Below are 15,119 nucleotides of genomic sequence, written 5' to 3'. Positions count from 1 at the left end.
ATCACAGCGGGGGGCATGAGTCACGCCACGCGCCATCTGCCCAGTGCGGATGATCCGTGTTAAACCTTCCGATCCCAGGGGATTGACCGCGCGTGTCTGCCCTCTCATCCATGCCGCCGACGGCACCGCGCCAGCCACGGGGCCTTGGCGCGACGGGCCTGGCGCTGCTGGCGCTGCTGCCCCTGCTGCTGCTGGCCGGCCTGGCGGTGACCGAGGCGGTGCGCGGCTTTCGCAACGCCGAGAACGAGAGGCTGCGCGACGCAGCGGCGCTGGTCGCGGCGGCGGTGGATGCGCGGCTGGCCGCCTATGCCGCGGCGATGACCACGCTTTCGATGGCGCCCTCGGTCCTGCGCGACGACGATCATGCGAGCTTCCATCGCCGCGCCGTCGCCACGGCGCAACTGCTGCATGGCGATGTCGCGCTGCTCGGCCCGCCCCCCGATTTCGCGTTGCTGGCGGCGAGCAACGTTCCGCTCCACACCCCGCTGCCGCGGCATTCGCGGCCCGCGGAGCGGGAGACGCTGGAGCGCGCGGCGGCGCGCGCGGTGGCGGAGCGGCGGCCGGTGATCTCCGACCTGTTCCTCAACCATGCCAACCAGCAGAGCCTCGCCGTGGTGACGCCGGTGATGAGCGGTGAGCGCGTGGCCTTCCTGGTGGTGCTCCGCTTCGCGCCGGAGAACCTGCTGCAGGCCATCATCCCCTTCGCGGGCGCGGAGGGGGAGTTCGTCACCGTCACGGACAGCCGGGGGCGGATCGCGATGCACACGCGGGGCGCCATGGGCCCGCCGCTCGGCACGCCGGGCCCGCCCGAGTTGATGGCCAGCACGGTGGGGCGGCAGCGCGGCATCACCACCGCCGCGCGGGTGGATGGGCAGGCGACCACCTTCGCCTATGAGCGCCTGACCGAGGTGCCGGACTGGATGGTCTTCGTCGGCCGCACCCGGGCGGGGCAGGTGGCGGCGGCCAGCGTCATCATCGGCTGGGCGCTGGCCGCGGTGATGGCGCTGGGCCTGGCCATCGGCCTGCTGGGCCTCGCGCATCGGCGCGAGGCGCTGCGCATGGCGCAACAGGAGGCGGCGGCGCTGCGCGCGGGGCGCGACGAGATCGAACGCCTGCTGGGCGGGCTGCCGGCCGTGGTCTTCCTGCGCGACTTCACGCCCGATGGCCGTTCGCGCGTGATCTACCGCGCGGGCGACATCCAGGCGGTGACAGGATGGCCGGAGGAGCGGCTGCGCGACCAGGAGGATTGGAGCCCGCTCTACGCCCCCGGCATTTCCCATGCGCCGTTCTTCGCCGAGGTGATGCACCACGGCAGCGCGACGCAGGACTGGCAGATGATCCAGCCCGATGGCAGCCTCCGCGCCATGCGCACCCAGGCCCGCCGCCTCACGCTGCGCCCCGATGGCAGCGGCGACCTGGTGGGTTATCTGCTGAATGTGGAGGCCGAGCTGAAGGCCGCCGCGCGCGCGGCGGCGGCGGGGCGCCTCGCCTCGCTGGGCGAGATGGCGGCGGGCATCGCGCATGAACTCAAGCAGCCGCTGCAATCCGTCTCGCTGCTCGCGGAGAATGCGCAGATCTCGGCCGCGCATGGCGAGCCGGTCGGGGAGCGGCTGGACCGCATCGTCGAGCAGGTCTCCCATGCCAGCGACATCATCGAGAATCTGCGCCGCTTCGCGCGCGGCACGCCCGAGGGGGCGGCGGTGCGGCCGGTGGACCTCGCGCATGTCGTGCGGCAGACGCTGGCGCTGGCCGATGCCGCGCTGCGCGAGGCCGCGGTGCGGGTGGAGGTGGCGCTGGGCGAGCCCGCGCCGGTGGTGATGGGCCATGCCGTCGGCATCGAGCAGACTCTGCTGAACCTGCTGGTCAATGCGCGCGACGCCATGCGGGACCGGCCCCTGGGCATGACGCGGCGCATCCGCATCTCGGCGGAGCCGCTGGGGCATGAGCGCGTGGCGCTCATCGTGGCCGATACCGGCGGCGGCATTCCGGCCGATGTGCTGGCGCGCATCTTCGAGCCCTTCGTGACCACCAAGGGACCGGAGAGCGGCACGGGCCTCGGCCTTTCCATCTCGCACGGGCTGATCAAGGCGATGGGCGGGACGATCGAGGCACGCAACGGGCCCGAGGGCGCGATCTTCACACTCTGTCTACCGGCCGCAGCGCCTGTGCTGCGGCCGGTTTCTTGACGCCCTCAAACGCCGGGCGCGGCCTTCGGCCGCTGTGCGGCCGGTTTGTTGGCGCCCTCAGGCGCCGGGCGCGGCCTCCGGCCGCTTGGCTTCGCCGCGCCGCGGGTGCGCTGGGCCATTAGCCCGGTTGGGCGGCGCCGCGCGCCTTGCGCGCGGATGTCTCCGCCCTCAGGCGCCGGGCGCGGCCTCCGGCCGCTTGGCTTCGCCGCGCCGCGGGTGCGCTGGGCCATTAGCCCGGTTGGGCGGCGCCGCGCGCCTTGCGCGCGGATGTCTCCGCCCTCAAACGCCGGGCGCGGCCTCCGGCCGCTTGGCTTCGCCGTGCCGCGGGTGCGCTGGGCCCATGGCGCTGTTGGGCGGCGCCGCGCGCCTTGCGCGCGGATGTCTCCGCCCTCAGGGTTTTGACGGGTCGAAGTTGCGCTTCAGCGCGGCGCCGTAGCTCGGATAATCCTGCTGCAATTGCGCGATGCCGGCGGCGAAGGCCGTCACGCGCTGCGGGAAGCGCGTCTCGAACATGAAGGCCAGCGTGCCGGTCAGCTTGTGCGGCTTGAGCTCGACGCGGCTCGCGGCCTCGAAGGCGTCCATGTCGGGGCCGTGCGGCAGCATGGTGTTGTGCAGCGAGAAGCCGCCCGGCGCGAAGCCGCCGCCGGTCTTCGCGTCATACACGCCATAGATCAGGCCCATGAACTCGCTCATCACGTTCATGTGGTACCAGGGCGGGCGGAAGGTGTTTTCCGCCACCATCCAGCGCTCGGGGAAGATCACGAAATCGATGTTCGCCGTGCCCGGCGTCTCGGAGGCCGAGGTGAGCACGGTGAAGATGCTGGGGTCCGCATGGTCGAACAGCAGGGGCCCGACGGGCGAGTAGCGCCGGAGGTCGTATTTGTAGGGCGCGTAATTGCCGTGCCAGGCGACGACATCGAGCGGCGAATGCGCGATCTCCGTCGCCCAGAGGTTGCCGCCCCACTTCACCATCAGCTTCGTGGGCGCGTCGCGATCCTCATAGGCCGCGACGGGTGTGAGGAAATCGCGCGGATTGGCCAGGCAATTGGCGCCGATCGGGCCGCGCTCGGGGAGCGTCAGCCCGCCGCCGTAATTCTCGCAGACATAGCCGCGCGCGGGCCCGTCGGGCAGCTCGGCGCGGAACTTCACGCCGCGCGGCAGCACGGCGATCTCGCCCGGAGCGACCTCGATCACGCCGAATTCGGTGACGAGGCGAAGCGCGCCCTGCTGGGGGACGATGAGCATCTCGCCATCGGCGTTGTAGAAGACCTCATCCGTCATGGAGCGGGTGGCGAGATAGACATGCGCGGCCATGCCCGCCATCGCGCCCGCATCGCCGGCCGTCGTGATGGTGTGCATGCCCTCGATGAAGGAGAGGCTGGCGGCGGGGATGGGCAGCGGATCCCAGCGCAGCGGCGCGGGCGGCATGGGCGGTTCGGCCGCCGGCGCGGTGCGCCAGTGGCGCGCATCCATCGGCTGGAAGCGGCCCCAATGCGCCACGGTCGGGCGGATGCGGTAGAGCCAGGAGCGCTCATTCGTCGCGCGCGGCGCGGTGAAGGGCGAGCCGGAGAGCTGCTCGGCATAGAGGCCATAGGCGCAGCGCTGGGGGGAGTTGCGGCCGATGGGGAGCGCGCCGGGCAGCGCCTCCGTCTCGAAGCCGTTGCCGAAGCCGCTCATGTAGCCGTTTGCCATGGCGGTCAGCTCCGCTGCGCGGCGGTCAGCCGCTGGAGGGTGGCGAGGTCCACCGCGCCGGGGATGAGGGTGGTGCCGGCGATCAGCGCGGGCGTCCCCTGGATGTTGAGCGCGCGGGCGAGGCCGAGGTTGCGCTCGATGCGGGCGGTGGTGGCGGCGTCGTCCATGTCGCGGCGCAGCCGGGCCCAGTCGAGGCGCAGGCGATCGGCCTCGCGGCGCAGCACGGGTTCGGTCGGTTCCTCGCGCAGGCGCATCAGCGCGTCATAGAGCGCGCCATACTGGTTCTGGCGCTGGGCCGCGATCAGCGCGCGGGAGGCGGCGATGGAATTGGGGCCGAGGATCGGCAGGTCCTTCATCACCACGCGCACGTCGCGCTCGCGCTGGATCAGCTGCTCCATGGTGGGATGGAGCTGCTTGCAGTAGCCGCAGCGCGCGTCGAAGAACTCGACGATGGTGACGCGGCCCTGGGGGTTGCCCTTCACCGCGTCCTGCGCGTCGCGGAACAGGGCATCGGCATTCTGCGCGATGGCGCGGGTCTGGGCGTTGGCGCGCTCGGTCTCCTCGGCGAGTTCGAGGCTGGCGAGGGCGTCGCGCAGGATGGAGGGGTCCTGGCGGAGCGATTCGCGCAGGATCTGCAACACCTCGGCCCGCTGCTCGGCCGTCAGGCCCCCCATCTGGCCCTGCGCGGCGGCCGCGCCCGGGACCAGGGCGGCGAGGGCCAGCAGGCCGCGCCGCTTCGTCGTTTCTGTCATGCCCGTTCCGGCTCCTCTTCCGGCGCATGATATAGCCGATCCGGGCGGCGGCGTCGCGCCCGGGGTCACGAAGCCGGGGTGAAAAAACCGGCCCGGCGTTGCTTGGGGGGGCGAAGGCGTCTATCCCAGGTGACCCGCCGGCAGGGTCCGGCAGCTTGAGGAACAGAGCCTCCATCGCATGAGCAACACCGCGCGGCCCCTCACCCGTCCGATCCGTTTGCTTGCCCTGATGCTGGGCGGCCTCACGCTCGCCGGCTGCCAGGCGACGCGCAACGTGACCAATTCGCTGCTGGGCGGCCCCTCCGTGCCGGCGGGCACGCCGGGGCATGTGAGCGGCTTCCTGGGCGGCGTGGCGGGCGAGGAGCCGGTGGCGGTCGCCGTCGCGCGGGACATCCTCTCGGCCGGCGGCAATGCGGCGGATGCGGCGGTGGCGGCGGCCTTCACCATGACGGTGACGCTGCCTTCGCGCGTCGGCCTGGGCGGCGGCGGCGCCTGCATCCTCTATGACGCGCGCCGCAACGACCCCGAGGCGCTGGTCTTCCTGCCCGGCGCGCGCGCCGGCATCCCGCCCAATGCCGACCGACCGGCCGCCGTGCCGCTGATGGCGCGCGGGCTGTTCGCCGTGCAGGCGCGCATGCCGCGCAGCCGGCCCTTCGAGGAACTCATCGCGCCGGCCGAGCAGCTGGCCCGCTTCGGCGCGCCCATGTCGCGCGCGCTCTACAATGACCTGGTGGCGGTCTCGGCCCCGCTCTTTGCCGACCCGCAGGCGCGTGCGGTGTTCGCGACGCCGGATGGCCGCCCCATCGCGGTGGGCGACCGGTTCCAGAACCCGGCGCTGGGCGGCACGCTGACGGCGCTGCGCGTGGCCGGCGTGGGCGATCTGCACCAGGGTGCCCTGGCGCGGCGCATCGAGGAGGCGACGGGCCAGATCGGCGTGGGCACGATCAGCGTGGGCGAGATGCGCGCGGCCCTGCCCGAGGTGGTGCGGCCCGTCTTCGTCAATGCGCGCGGGGGCGACCGGATCGCCTTCCTGCCGCCGCCGGCCGATGGCGGGCTGGCCGCCGCCGCGGCTTTCCAGGCGCTGCAGGCGAATCAGAGGCTGGAAGAGGCGCAGGCGCGCTCACTGGCCGTCGCCGCCGCCTGGCGCCAGCGCGGGGGCGATCCTCAGGCGCTGCTCGCCGATGCCGGGCTGCCCGGTGGGCTGCCGGGCAACCTGCCGGCCAGCGCGGGGCTGATGGTGTTCGACCGCGAGGGCAATGCGGTGAGCTGCGCCTTCACCATGAACAACCTCTTCGGCACGGGGCGCATCGCGCCGGGCATGGGCTTCCTGATGGCGGCCGCGCCGAATATCGGCCGCGTGCAGCCGCCGCTGCTCTCTGCCGCCGTGGGCTGGAACCCCAATCTCCGCGCCTTCCGCATGGCGGCGGCGGGCTCGGGCCAGGAAGGGGCGCCGATGGCGGTGGCCGGGCCGATGGCGGCGCAGATGCTGCGCGATGCCGGGGCCGAGGCGGCGGTGCAGATCGTGCCCGAGCCGGGGCGCGCGCAGCTGGGGATGTGCCCGCGCTACCTGCCGGGCTGGCCCTCGCTCTGCACCACGCTGTCCGATCCGCGCGGGACGGGTGTCGCGATGGGCGCCACCGACCGGTGAGCCTGAAAATCGGCCGGGGGGCGGAGGCGCCGCCCTTCCTGGTGATGGATGTGATCGCGGCGGCCAATGCGCGCGCCGCGAGCCTGGCCCCGGGCGCGCCGGGGATTCTCCGCATGGAGGTGGGGCAGCCAGGGACGGCCGCACCGGCCGGGGCGGTGGCCGCCGCCATGACCGCGCTGCAATCAGGCGCGCCGCTGGGCTATACCGAAGCCTTCGGGCTGCCCGATCTGCGCGAGCGGATTTCGCGCCATTACCTCGATCATTACGGGCTTTCCGTGCCGGCTTCGCGCATCGCGGTGACGGTGGGGGCGTCGGGCGCCTTTCCCTTGGCCTTCCTGGCGGCCTTCGACCGGGGCGACCGGGTGGCGATGGCAGCCCCCTTCTACCCGCCCTATGCGAATATCCTGACCGCGCTGGGCATGGAGCCGGTGCTGCTGGAATGCGGGCCGGAGACGCGCTTCCAGCCGAGCCTCGCCATGCTGGAGACGCTCGACCCGCTGCCGGATGGTCTCGTGATCGCAAGCCCCTGCAACCCGGCCGGGACCATGCTGGCGCCGGAGGAACTGGCCGCGATCGCGCGCTGGTGCCATGCGAAGGGGGTGCGGCTGATCTCGGACGAGATCTATCACGGGCTCTCCTGGGGGAGTGTCCCGGAAAGCAGCGCCGCGGCGTTTTCCGAGAGTGCCGTCATCGTCAACAGCTTCAGCAAATACTGGTGCATGACGGGCTGGCGCATCGGCTGGCTGGTGCTGCCGGAGGATCTGGTGCGGCCGGTGGAGTGCCTGGCGCAGAACATGTTCATCTCGGCGCCGCATGTGGCGCAGGTGGCCGCAAGGGCGGCGATGGATTGCGTGGCGGAATTGGAGGCGAAGAAGGCCGCCTATGCCCGCAGCCGCGCGCGCCTGCTGGAAGGGCTGCCGGGGGCCGGGTTCGACCGGATCGCGGCGGCGGATGGGGCGTTCTACCTGTGGTGCGACGTCTCGCACCTGACGAATGACAGCGTGGAATTCGCGGCGCGGATGCTGGAGGGTGCCGGCATCGCGGCGACGCCCGGCGTGGATTTCGACCGCACGCGCGGCGCGCGGTTTTTGCGCTTCAGCTATTGCGGGGATGAGGCCGCGATGGCGGAAGCCCCGGGCCGCCTGTCCGGCTGGCTCGGGCGATAGCCGGGGTCCGGGGCCTCTCGGCCCCGGCGGGTCCAGGGCGGAGCCCTGGATTCTTCAATCCGCGTATTGCCCCGCCGCGACGATGAGCGGACGCAGCCGCGTGATTTCGCTCGCCAGGAAGCTCGCGTGGAAATCCGGGTTCACTTCGTTCTCGGCGGCCACGGTGGTGAGTGTTTCGGCGTAGCGGGCGCGCAGGCGTTCCTCGCGCAGGGCGGCGCGCATGGCCTGGGCGAGGCGCATCTGGATTTCGGGCGGCGTGCCGGCGGCGGCGTAGAGGCCGTGCCAGGCGGACATGATGAGGTCCACGCCCTGTTCCCGCGCGGTGGGCAGGTCGAGGCCCGGGATGCGCTCGGGCAGGGTCACGGCGAAGCCCTTGATGCGGTTGTCGCGCACGAAGGGGGCGGCGACGGTCGCCTGTTCGCAGCTGATGTCGAGGCGGCCGGCCATCATCTCGGTCATGGCCGGCGCCGAGCCGCGGAAGACGATGGTGGTGGCGCTGCGCCCGGCCGCGTGCTGCAGCAGCATGCCGCAAAGCTGGTTGGAGCCGCCGAGGCCGCTATGGCCGAGGTTCAGCGCATCGCCGCGCTCGCGGAGCTGCGCGATGTAGCCACGCAGGTCATTCGCCGGGAAATCCGGGCGGGCCACCAGCGTCATGCCGGTGTGGGAGACGAGGCCGAGCGGCGCCAGGCCGCGCTCGATGGAGAAGGGGAGCTGGCGGTAGAGGGTGGCGGCGGCGGCCAGGCCGATATGGTGGATCAGCAGCGTGTGGCCATCGGGGCGGGAGGCCGCCACGCGGGCCGCGGCGATGGTGCCGCCCGCGCCGGTCACGTTCTCGGCTGCGACGGGCTGGCCGAGTTCCTTGGACATGCCCTCGGCCATGAGGCGGGCGATCATGTCGGTCGGGCCGCCCGCGGCGAAGGGGATCAGGATGGTCAGCGGGCGGTTGGGGAAGCTGCCTTGCGCCAGCGCGGGCGTGGCGAGCAAAGGCAGGGCCAGCGTGGCGCGGCGGGTCAGCATGAACGTGTTCCTCGAAAGTGGATTATTGGTTATCCGCACGGATAGCCTCGACCACCGCCGCCGTCACGTCCTTTGTGGTCGCCGTGCCGCCGAGATCGGGCGTCAGCACGCCCTTGGCGGTGGCCATCTCGATCGCGCGCATCAGGCGGGCGGCGGCGGGTTTCTCGCCGAGGTGCTCCAGCATCATGCAGGCGGTCCAGAAGGTGGCGATGGGATTGGCGATGCCCTTGCCCGTGATGTCGAAGGCCGAGCCATGGATGGGCTCGAACATCGAAGGACGATGGCGGGAGGGGTCGAGATTCGCGGTGGGCGCCACGCCGAGCGAGCCGGCCAGCGCGCCGGCCAGGTCGCTCAGGATGTCGGCGTGGAGGTTGGTGGCGACCACGGTGTCGATGCTGGCGGGCTTGCGGACCATGCGGGCGGCCATGGCGTCCACCAGCTCCTTCTCCATGGTCACATCGGGGAAGTCCTTCGCCACCTCGGCGGCGATCTCGTCCCAGAAGACCATGCCGTGGCGCTGCGCGTTGGACTTGGTGACGACGGTCAGCAGCTTGCGCGGGCGGGACTGCGCGATCTGGAAGGCGGTGCGCATGATCCGCTCGACGCCCGTGCGGGTGAAGATCGAGGTCTCGGTGGCGATCTCGATCGAATGGCCGCGATGGGCGCGGCCGCCATGGCCGGCATATTCGCCCTCGCTGTTCTCACGGACGATCACCCAGTCCAGGCCGCCGGGGGCCAGGTGGCGGAGCGGGGATTCGAGGCCGGGGAGGACGCGGGTGGGGCGGATATTCGCGTATTGGTCGAAGCCCTGGCAGATGTTGAGGCGCAGGCCCCAGAGGGTGAGGCTGTCGGGCAGATGCGGGTCACCCACGGCGCCGAAATAGATCGCGTCGAAGGCTTCGAGGGTCTTCAGCCCGTCCTCGGGCATCATGCGGCCGGTGGCGCGGTAGAAATCGCTGCCCCAGGGGAATTCCTCCACCTCCAGCTGGAAATCGCCCGCGCGGTCGGTCAGCGCGCGCAGGACTTCGAGGCCCGCGGGGATGACTTCCTGGCCGATGCCGTCCCCCGGAATGGCGGCGATCTTGTGCGTGCGCATGGTCGGTTTCCTTCTGCTGGGGATACTGGTATGGAAGGTGGTATGGAAGTCAAGCCCCCGCCCTTGCGCGTCACCGCCGCCGCTCCGCCGCCGGCGCGGGAAAAGCTGGCGGATGCGGCCTATGCCGCGCTGAAGGCCAGCATCCTGGAGGGGCTGCTGCCGCCCGGCGTGGAGACGGCGGAGCAGGCCATCGCGGACCAGCTCGGCATGAGCCGGACGCCGGTGCATGAGGCTGCGCTGCGCTTGCAGCATGAGGGGATGCTGCAGGTGCTGCCGCGCAAGGGCGTGCGCGTTCTGCCGCTCGACCCCGAGGACCTGCGCCAGACCTATGAGGTGCTGATCGCGCTGGAGGGCGCGGCGGCGGCGCTGCTGGCGGCCCAGGCACACCCGGCCGCGCTGGCCGCGATGGAGCGCGCCACGGCGGAGATGGGCCAGGCGCTGGCCGCCGGCGACCGCGCGGCCTGGGCGGCGGCGGATGATCGCTTCCATCGGGCGCTGGTGGAGGGCTGCGGCAACCCCAAGCTCGCGCGCCTGGCCGCGACGGCGACGGACCAGGCGCAGCGCGCCCGGGCGCTCACGGCGGCCCGCCGGCCGGAGCCCGTGCTTTCGGCCGAGGAGCATGGTGCCATTCTGGCCGCGCTGCGCGCCGGCGATTCCGAAGCCGCACGGGCCGCCACGGCCCGGCATCGCGCGCGGGCGAGTGCCGAGATCCTGTCAGTGTTGAGGGGGTGAATGAGAAAGGGCCTCCGGCGGCCGGGGCCTCAGGCCCCGGACCCCATTCCATGGAAGGGGTCTGGGGGCCGTGCCCCCAGCCGCCGGAGGCCTGTTCTTCTCCCGCTTTCCCGCCATGATGGCGCAAAGGACACGCCCATGACCCATTGGACCGACACCACCGCCACCCAGGCTTTGCGCGACCTCTACGCCGCCGGCGTGCGCGCGGCCGATCCGCTGGCCGTGCTGGCCGCGCATCTGCCGGAGGTGCCGAGGCAGGGCCGCGTCATCGTGGTGGGCGTGGGCAAGGCCGCGGCGAAGATGGCGCAGGCGGTCGAGGCGGCCTGGGCGGATGTGCCGCTGACCGGCCTGGTCATCGCGCCGCATGGCGCGGGGCTGCCGCTGCAGCGGATCGCGCTGCGCTACGGCAAGCACCCGACGCCGGATGCCGGGGGCGCCGCGGCGGCGGCCGAGATGCTGGCGATGGTCCAGGGGCTGACGCCGGACGACCTCGTGCTGGCGCTGATCTCGGGCGGCGGTTCCTCGCTCTCCACCCTGCCGGCGCCGGGGCTTTCGCTGGAAGACCTGATCGCGACCAACCAGGCGCTGCTCGCCTCGGGCGCGGTGATCGGCGAGATGAACTGCATCCGCAAGCATCTCTCGGCCTTTTCGGGCGGAAGGCTGGCGGCGGCGGCGCATCCGGCGCGGGTGGTGACGCTCGCGATCTCCGACGTGCCGGGGGATGACCCGGAGGTGATCGCCTCCGGCCCCACGGTCGCGGACCCGACGAGCTTCGCCGAGGCGCGGGCGATCGTCGCCCGCTACGGGATGGAATTGCCGCCTTCCGTGGCGGCGCATCTGGCGGCGGGTGCGGAGGAATCGCCCAAGCCGGGAGATGCGCGCCTCAAGCGGGCCGAGTTCCGGATGATCGCCACACCCATGATGGCGCTGCAGGCCATGGCCGAGGCGGCGCGGGGCATGGGCCTCACCCCCCTCATCCTGGGCGATGCGCTGGAGGGCGAGGCGCGGCATGTCGGCACGGTGCTGGGCGGCATGGCGCGCAGCGTGGCGGCGCATGGCCTGCCGATCCCGGCGCCCTGCCTGCTGCTCTCGGGGGGCGAATGCACGGTGACGCTGGCCAAGGGCACGCAGGGGGCGGGCGGGCGCAACACGGAATGCCTGCTGGGCATCACGCTGGCGCTGAACGCCGCGCCGGGCATCTGGGCGATGTGTGCCGATACGGACGGGATCGACGGCAAGTCGGAGCATGCCGGCGCCATCGCCGGGCCGGGCACGCTGGCGGCGGCGCGGGCCAAGGGGCTCGACCCGCAGGGGCTGCTGGCGGCGCATCGCAGCCTCGATGTCTTCGCCGCGGCCGAGGGGCTGCTGACGCCCGGGCCGACCCTGACCAATGTGAATGATGTGCGGGCGATCCTGGTGACTTAGCAACGCTAAGCAACGAAAGCGTCATTGGCGTCGGGTCTTAACTTGTGTAAGTTAAGCCCATGCGTGACCCCACCCTCGAGGATATCCTCGCCCGCCGCGGCGCCGTCACCCGGATCGCCGCCGCGCTGAACATCTCCACCGCCGCCGTCAGCCAATGGAAGCGCATCCCGCCGGATCGCGTGGCCGACATCGCGCGTCTCTTCAACCTGCCGCCTGAGCGGCTGGCCGCGCCGGGCGCCAAGCCCGCCCCGGCCCCCGAAGGAATGCCCCGCATGGCCCCCCGCATCGCGCTGCGCCGCCACCGCCGCACCAAGATCATCGCCACCCTTGGCCCGGCCAGCGCCACGGTGGAGATGATCGAGAAGCTGTTCCGCCAGGGCGCGGATGTGTTCCGGCTCAATTTCAGCCATGGCAGCCATGAGGACCACGCCGCGCGCATCGCCATGATCCGCGAGGTGGAGCGCAAGACCGGCCGGCCCATCGGCATCCTGGCCGATGTGCAGGGGCCCAAGCTGCGCGTCGGCAAGTTCGCGGCCGGGCGGGTGCAGCTCGCCACCGGGGCACGCTTCCGCCTCGACCTCAACCCGACGCCGGGCGATGTGAAGCGCGTCAACCTGCCGCACCCCGAGATCATCAGCGCGGCGCGGATCGGCACGACGCTGCTGCTGGATGACGGCAAGCTGAAGCTGCGCGTGGTGCGCCAGGTGGAGAACGACCATCTGGAGACCGAGGTCGTCGTCGGTGGCGCGCTGTCCGATCGCAAGGGCGTGAACGTGCCCGATGTGGCCCTGCCCATCCCGGCGCTGACCGAGAAGGACCGGGCGGATCTCGATTTCGTGCTGCCGCTCGGCATCGAATATATCGGCCTCTCCTTCGTGCAGCGGCCGGAGGATGTGGCCGAAGCCAAGGCGATCGCCGATGGCCGCGCCTGGATCATGGTGAAGATGGAGAAGCCCCAGGCGGTCGAGAACCTGGATGGCATCCTGGAGCTCTGCGACTGCGTGATGGTGGCGCGCGGCGATCTCGGCGTGGAGATGCCGCCGGAGGAGGTGCCGCTGGTGCAGAAGCGCATCGTCCGCGCCGCCCGGCAGCTCGGCAAGCCGGTGGTGGTGGCCACCCAGATGCTGGAGAGCATGATCACCGCCCCCTCGCCCACGCGGGCCGAGGCAAGCGACGTCTCCAACGCCGTGTTCGACGGCGCGGATGCGGTGATGCTCTCGGCCGAGACGGCGGCCGGGCAATACCCGCTGGAAGCCGTGAACATCATGGACCGCATCGTCGGCCGGGTGGAGCAGGACCCGGGCTGGCGCGCCCAGACGGACGCGAACCGCCCGGCGCCCGAGCCCTCCAGCGCCGGCGCCATCGCGGCCGCCGCCGCGCAGGTGGCGCATACGGTGCATGCCCAGGTGATCGCGACCTTCACCAGCACCGCCTCCACCACGCTGCGCGTGGCGCGGGAGCGGCCGGACTGCCCCATCCTCGGCCTGACGCCCGAGCTCAGCTCGGCCCGGCGGCTCGGCGTGGTCTGGGGGGTGCATCCGCTGGTGGTGCAGGACATCCATTCCATGACGGAGATGGTGGCCCGCGCCAGCCGGGCCGCGCAGCAGGAGGGTTTCGCGCGTCTCGGCGAGGAACTGGTGGTGACAGCGGGCGTGCCCTTTGGCACACCGGGCACGACCAATGCGCTCAGGGTGGCCACGGTGAAGTGAGCCGCCCCAACGGAGACGAGCCTGATGACGCGTATCTTCCTGGCCGCCGGCCTCGCCCTCTCGCTGGCTGCCGCGCCTGCCCAGGCGCAGCGCAGCGGCACCTATGACGTCACGGGCACGAATCCGGATGGCACCGCCTATACCGGCACGCTGGTGCTGGAGCAGATCGGCCTGCTCAGCTTCCGCCTGCAATGGACCATCGGGCCGGATGTGATCGAGGGGGTGGGGATGGTGAGCGGCCTGAGCTTCGCGACCGCCTTCAGCCTGGGCCAGGGCAGCACCCCGAGCATGGGCGTCTATGAGCTGCGCCCGAACGGGCAGCTGGTGGGCCAATGGACCACGATCGGTGCCTTCGCCGCCGGGACCGAGACCGCAACGCCGAGGTGATTTTGCCGCGTGCTTGGCTTCGCCGCGCGACGGGTGCGCCGGGCCATCAGGTCAGTTGGGCGGCGCCGGCCGCCGTGCGGCCGGATGGGATTGTGAACGCCCTCAGGCGCGTCGCGCCGGAGGCGCGCCTTCGGCACGACGCGCGCGCTCCGCGTGCTTGGCTTCGCCGCGCGACGGGTGCGCTGGCGGTCGGGGTGGTCTGGGCGCGCCGGCCGCCGTGCGGCCGGATTCTCCGGGGGCGGGTCGCGCCTTGAGGGCGGTGCGGACGGCCCGTCCTACCCCACGGACCAGCCCGGCTTGCGCTTCTCGCGGAAGGCGGCGATGCCTTCCGTCGCCTCGGGGCCGGCTGCGGTGCGGCCGAAGGCGGCGGCGCCGGCTTCGGCATAGCCCTCGGGCGAGAGCGGGCCCAAGGCCGCGAGCAGCTTCTTCGTCTCGGCCAGCGCGCCGGGGGCACCCTCCAGCACCTGTGCGATGCTGGCCTCGACCAGGGCGTCGAGGCCAGCGCGATCGGCCGCCACCTCATGCACCAGGCCACGGCGGGCGGCTTCGGCTGCGGTGATCACGCCGCCTTCCAGCACCATCCGCGCCGCATTGGGGCGGCCCATGCGGCGGGCAAGCCAGGGGAGGATCTGGGCGGGCACCAGGCCGCGCCGCGCTTCGGGGGCCGCGAATCGCGCATCGGCGCTGGCAAAGGCGATGTCGGCGCTGCAGAGGAAGCCCAGGCCGCCGGCATGCGCGGCGCCCTCGACGGCCGCGATCACCACCTGCGGCAGGAGGGAGAACTCCTCATAGCGCGCGCCCAGGCGGCGGTTGCGGGCCTGCATGGCGGCCAGCCGCTCCTCCGGCGTGCCGGTGACGACCTCCGTGAGGTCGAGCCCCGCGCAGAAATGGCCGCCCGCGCCGCGCAGCACGACCACGCGCGCCGTGGCATGGCCGCGCAGCTCGTCCAGCAATTCGTCCAGCGCCTCGCCCATCCCGCCGCCGATGGCGTTGCGGCGGGCGGGGCGGTTCAGCGTGACGTGAACCACCGGGCCCTCGCGGCGGACGAGGACCGGAGGTTCGGCCTGGCTCACCGCTTCCACCAGCCGCCACGACGCGGTGCGGCGGCGGCCACTTCCTCGACCGTCTTGGGGAGGATGGCCGGGCCGATCACCGGCTCAGGCGGGGCGGGTGCCGGCTCGGGGGCCGGTTCCGGCATGGGCTCGGCGGCGGCGGCCGGGGCGGGCTCGGGGGCCGGGGCCACGGGCTCGGCGGGTGCTTCCGCGGCGGGCGCCTCGGCGACCGGTGCGGCCTCCGCCGGCTCAGGCGC

General features: G+C 72.5%; 13 protein-coding genes. 7 read left to right on the top strand and 6 right to left on the bottom strand.

What is annotated here, in order from left to right; translation table 11 throughout:
- Positions 1 to 92: 92 nt before the first annotated feature.
- Entirely contained in the window at positions 93 to 2,186 is a 2,094-nt protein-coding gene (locus KTR66_RS25250) for an ATP-binding protein (RefSeq protein WP_213612116.1), read from the top strand.
- 390 nt (positions 2,187 to 2,576) lie between these two features.
- Here KTR66_RS25250 and hmgA read toward each other — a convergent pair whose 3' ends face one another.
- Both hmgA and KTR66_RS08295 read right to left on the bottom strand, forming a co-directional pair.
- On the bottom strand, positions 2,577 to 3,878 hold the full coding sequence (hmgA, locus tag KTR66_RS08300) for a homogentisate 1,2-dioxygenase (RefSeq protein ID WP_213612115.1): 1,302 nt from the start codon (positions 3,876 to 3,878) through the stop codon (positions 2,577 to 2,579).
- A 5-nt stretch (positions 3,879 to 3,883) separates the two neighbouring features.
- Positions 3,884 to 4,630, bottom strand: a complete 747-nt coding sequence (locus KTR66_RS08295; protein ID WP_213612114.1) for a DsbA family protein — start codon at positions 4,628 to 4,630, stop codon at positions 3,884 to 3,886.
- 178 nt (positions 4,631 to 4,808) lie between these two features.
- Between KTR66_RS08295 and KTR66_RS08290 the strand changes: the two genes are divergently transcribed.
- Positions 4,809 to 6,278, top strand: coding sequence for a gamma-glutamyltransferase (locus tag KTR66_RS08290; RefSeq protein WP_213612113.1), 1,470 nt, complete (start codon positions 4,809 to 4,811; stop codon positions 6,276 to 6,278).
- Complete coding sequence (locus KTR66_RS08285) at positions 6,275 to 7,444, top strand: aminotransferase class I/II-fold pyridoxal phosphate-dependent enzyme (RefSeq protein WP_213612112.1); 1,170 nt, start codon at positions 6,275 to 6,277, stop codon at positions 7,442 to 7,444. Before KTR66_RS08290 ends, KTR66_RS08285 begins: the two co-directional genes overlap by 4 nt.
- Before the next feature lie 54 nt (positions 7,445 to 7,498).
- Here KTR66_RS08285 and KTR66_RS08280 read toward each other — a convergent pair whose 3' ends face one another.
- Both KTR66_RS08280 and KTR66_RS08275 read right to left on the bottom strand, forming a co-directional pair.
- Positions 7,499 to 8,461 carry a tripartite tricarboxylate transporter substrate binding protein gene (locus KTR66_RS08280; protein ID WP_213612111.1) on the bottom strand — a complete coding sequence of 321 codons (963 nt, stop codon included), beginning with the start codon at positions 8,459 to 8,461 and terminating at the stop codon, positions 7,499 to 7,501.
- A gap of 22 nt (positions 8,462 to 8,483) precedes the next feature.
- Entirely contained in the window at positions 8,484 to 9,557 is a 1,074-nt protein-coding gene (locus tag KTR66_RS08275; protein WP_213612110.1) for a tartrate dehydrogenase, read from the bottom strand.
- A gap of 42 nt (positions 9,558 to 9,599) precedes the next feature.
- Between KTR66_RS08275 and KTR66_RS08270 the strand changes: the two genes are divergently transcribed.
- The 4 genes from KTR66_RS08270 (at position 9,600) to KTR66_RS08255 (ending at position 13,810) form a co-directional block, all read left to right on the top strand.
- Positions 9,600 to 10,289, top strand: coding sequence for a GntR family transcriptional regulator (locus KTR66_RS08270; protein WP_213612109.1), 690 nt, complete (start codon positions 9,600 to 9,602; stop codon positions 10,287 to 10,289).
- Between the two features lie 138 nt (positions 10,290 to 10,427).
- On the top strand, positions 10,428 to 11,714 hold the full coding sequence (locus KTR66_RS08265; RefSeq protein ID WP_213612108.1) for a glycerate kinase: 1,287 nt from the start codon (positions 10,428 to 10,430) through the stop codon (positions 11,712 to 11,714).
- A gap of 59 nt (positions 11,715 to 11,773) precedes the next feature.
- On the top strand, positions 11,774 to 13,423 hold the full coding sequence (pyk, locus tag KTR66_RS08260; RefSeq protein WP_213612107.1) for a pyruvate kinase: 1,650 nt from the start codon (positions 11,774 to 11,776) through the stop codon (positions 13,421 to 13,423).
- A 24-nt stretch (positions 13,424 to 13,447) separates the two neighbouring features.
- A complete protein-coding gene (locus KTR66_RS08255) occupies positions 13,448 to 13,810 on the top strand; it encodes a hypothetical protein (protein ID WP_213612106.1) in 363 nt (120 codons plus the stop codon).
- A gap of 275 nt (positions 13,811 to 14,085) precedes the next feature.
- Here the strand turns inward: KTR66_RS08255 and KTR66_RS08250 are convergent, their stop codons facing one another.
- Positions 14,086 to 14,883 carry an enoyl-CoA hydratase-related protein gene (locus tag KTR66_RS08250; protein WP_213612105.1) on the bottom strand — a complete coding sequence of 266 codons (798 nt, stop codon included), beginning with the start codon at positions 14,881 to 14,883 and terminating at the stop codon, positions 14,086 to 14,088.
- The coding region (locus KTR66_RS08245) for a hypothetical protein (RefSeq protein ID WP_213612104.1) at positions 14,880 to 15,119 on the bottom strand (240 nt) is incomplete at its 5' end. The genes KTR66_RS08245 and KTR66_RS08250, both read right to left, overlap by 4 nt.

The organism is Roseococcus sp. SDR (genome assembly GCF_019083995.1).
GTDB lineage: Bacteria > Pseudomonadota > Alphaproteobacteria > Acetobacterales > Acetobacteraceae > Roseococcus.
Note: the sequence above shows the minus strand (reverse complement) of the source record. Positions and strands in the feature narration are given on the sequence as shown.

Bases quoted from the DNA above. Each gene is read 5' to 3' on its own strand.
- hmgA (WP_213612115.1), bottom strand. From the start codon at position 3,878: ATGGCAAACGGCTACATGAGCGGCTTCGGCAACGGCTTCGAGACGGAG.
- KTR66_RS08295 (WP_213612114.1), bottom strand. From the start codon at position 4,630: ATGACAGAAACGACGAAGCGGCGCGGCCTGCTGGCCCTCGCCGCCCTG.
- KTR66_RS08290 (WP_213612113.1), top strand. From the start codon at position 4,809: ATGAGCAACACCGCGCGGCCCCTCACCCGTCCGATCCGTTTGCTTGCC.
- KTR66_RS08280 (WP_213612111.1), bottom strand. From the start codon at position 8,461: ATGCTGACCCGCCGCGCCACGCTGGCCCTGCCTTTGCTCGCCACGCCC.
- KTR66_RS08275 (WP_213612110.1), bottom strand. From the start codon at position 9,557: ATGCGCACGCACAAGATCGCCGCCATTCCGGGGGACGGCATCGGCCAG.
- KTR66_RS08270 (WP_213612109.1), top strand. From the start codon at position 9,600: ATGGAAGTCAAGCCCCCGCCCTTGCGCGTCACCGCCGCCGCTCCGCCG.
- KTR66_RS08265 (WP_213612108.1), top strand. From the start codon at position 10,428: ATGACCCATTGGACCGACACCACCGCCACCCAGGCTTTGCGCGACCTC.
- pyk (WP_213612107.1), top strand. From the start codon at position 11,774: ATGCGTGACCCCACCCTCGAGGATATCCTCGCCCGCCGCGGCGCCGTC.
- KTR66_RS08255 (WP_213612106.1), top strand. From the start codon at position 13,448: ATGACGCGTATCTTCCTGGCCGCCGGCCTCGCCCTCTCGCTGGCTGCC.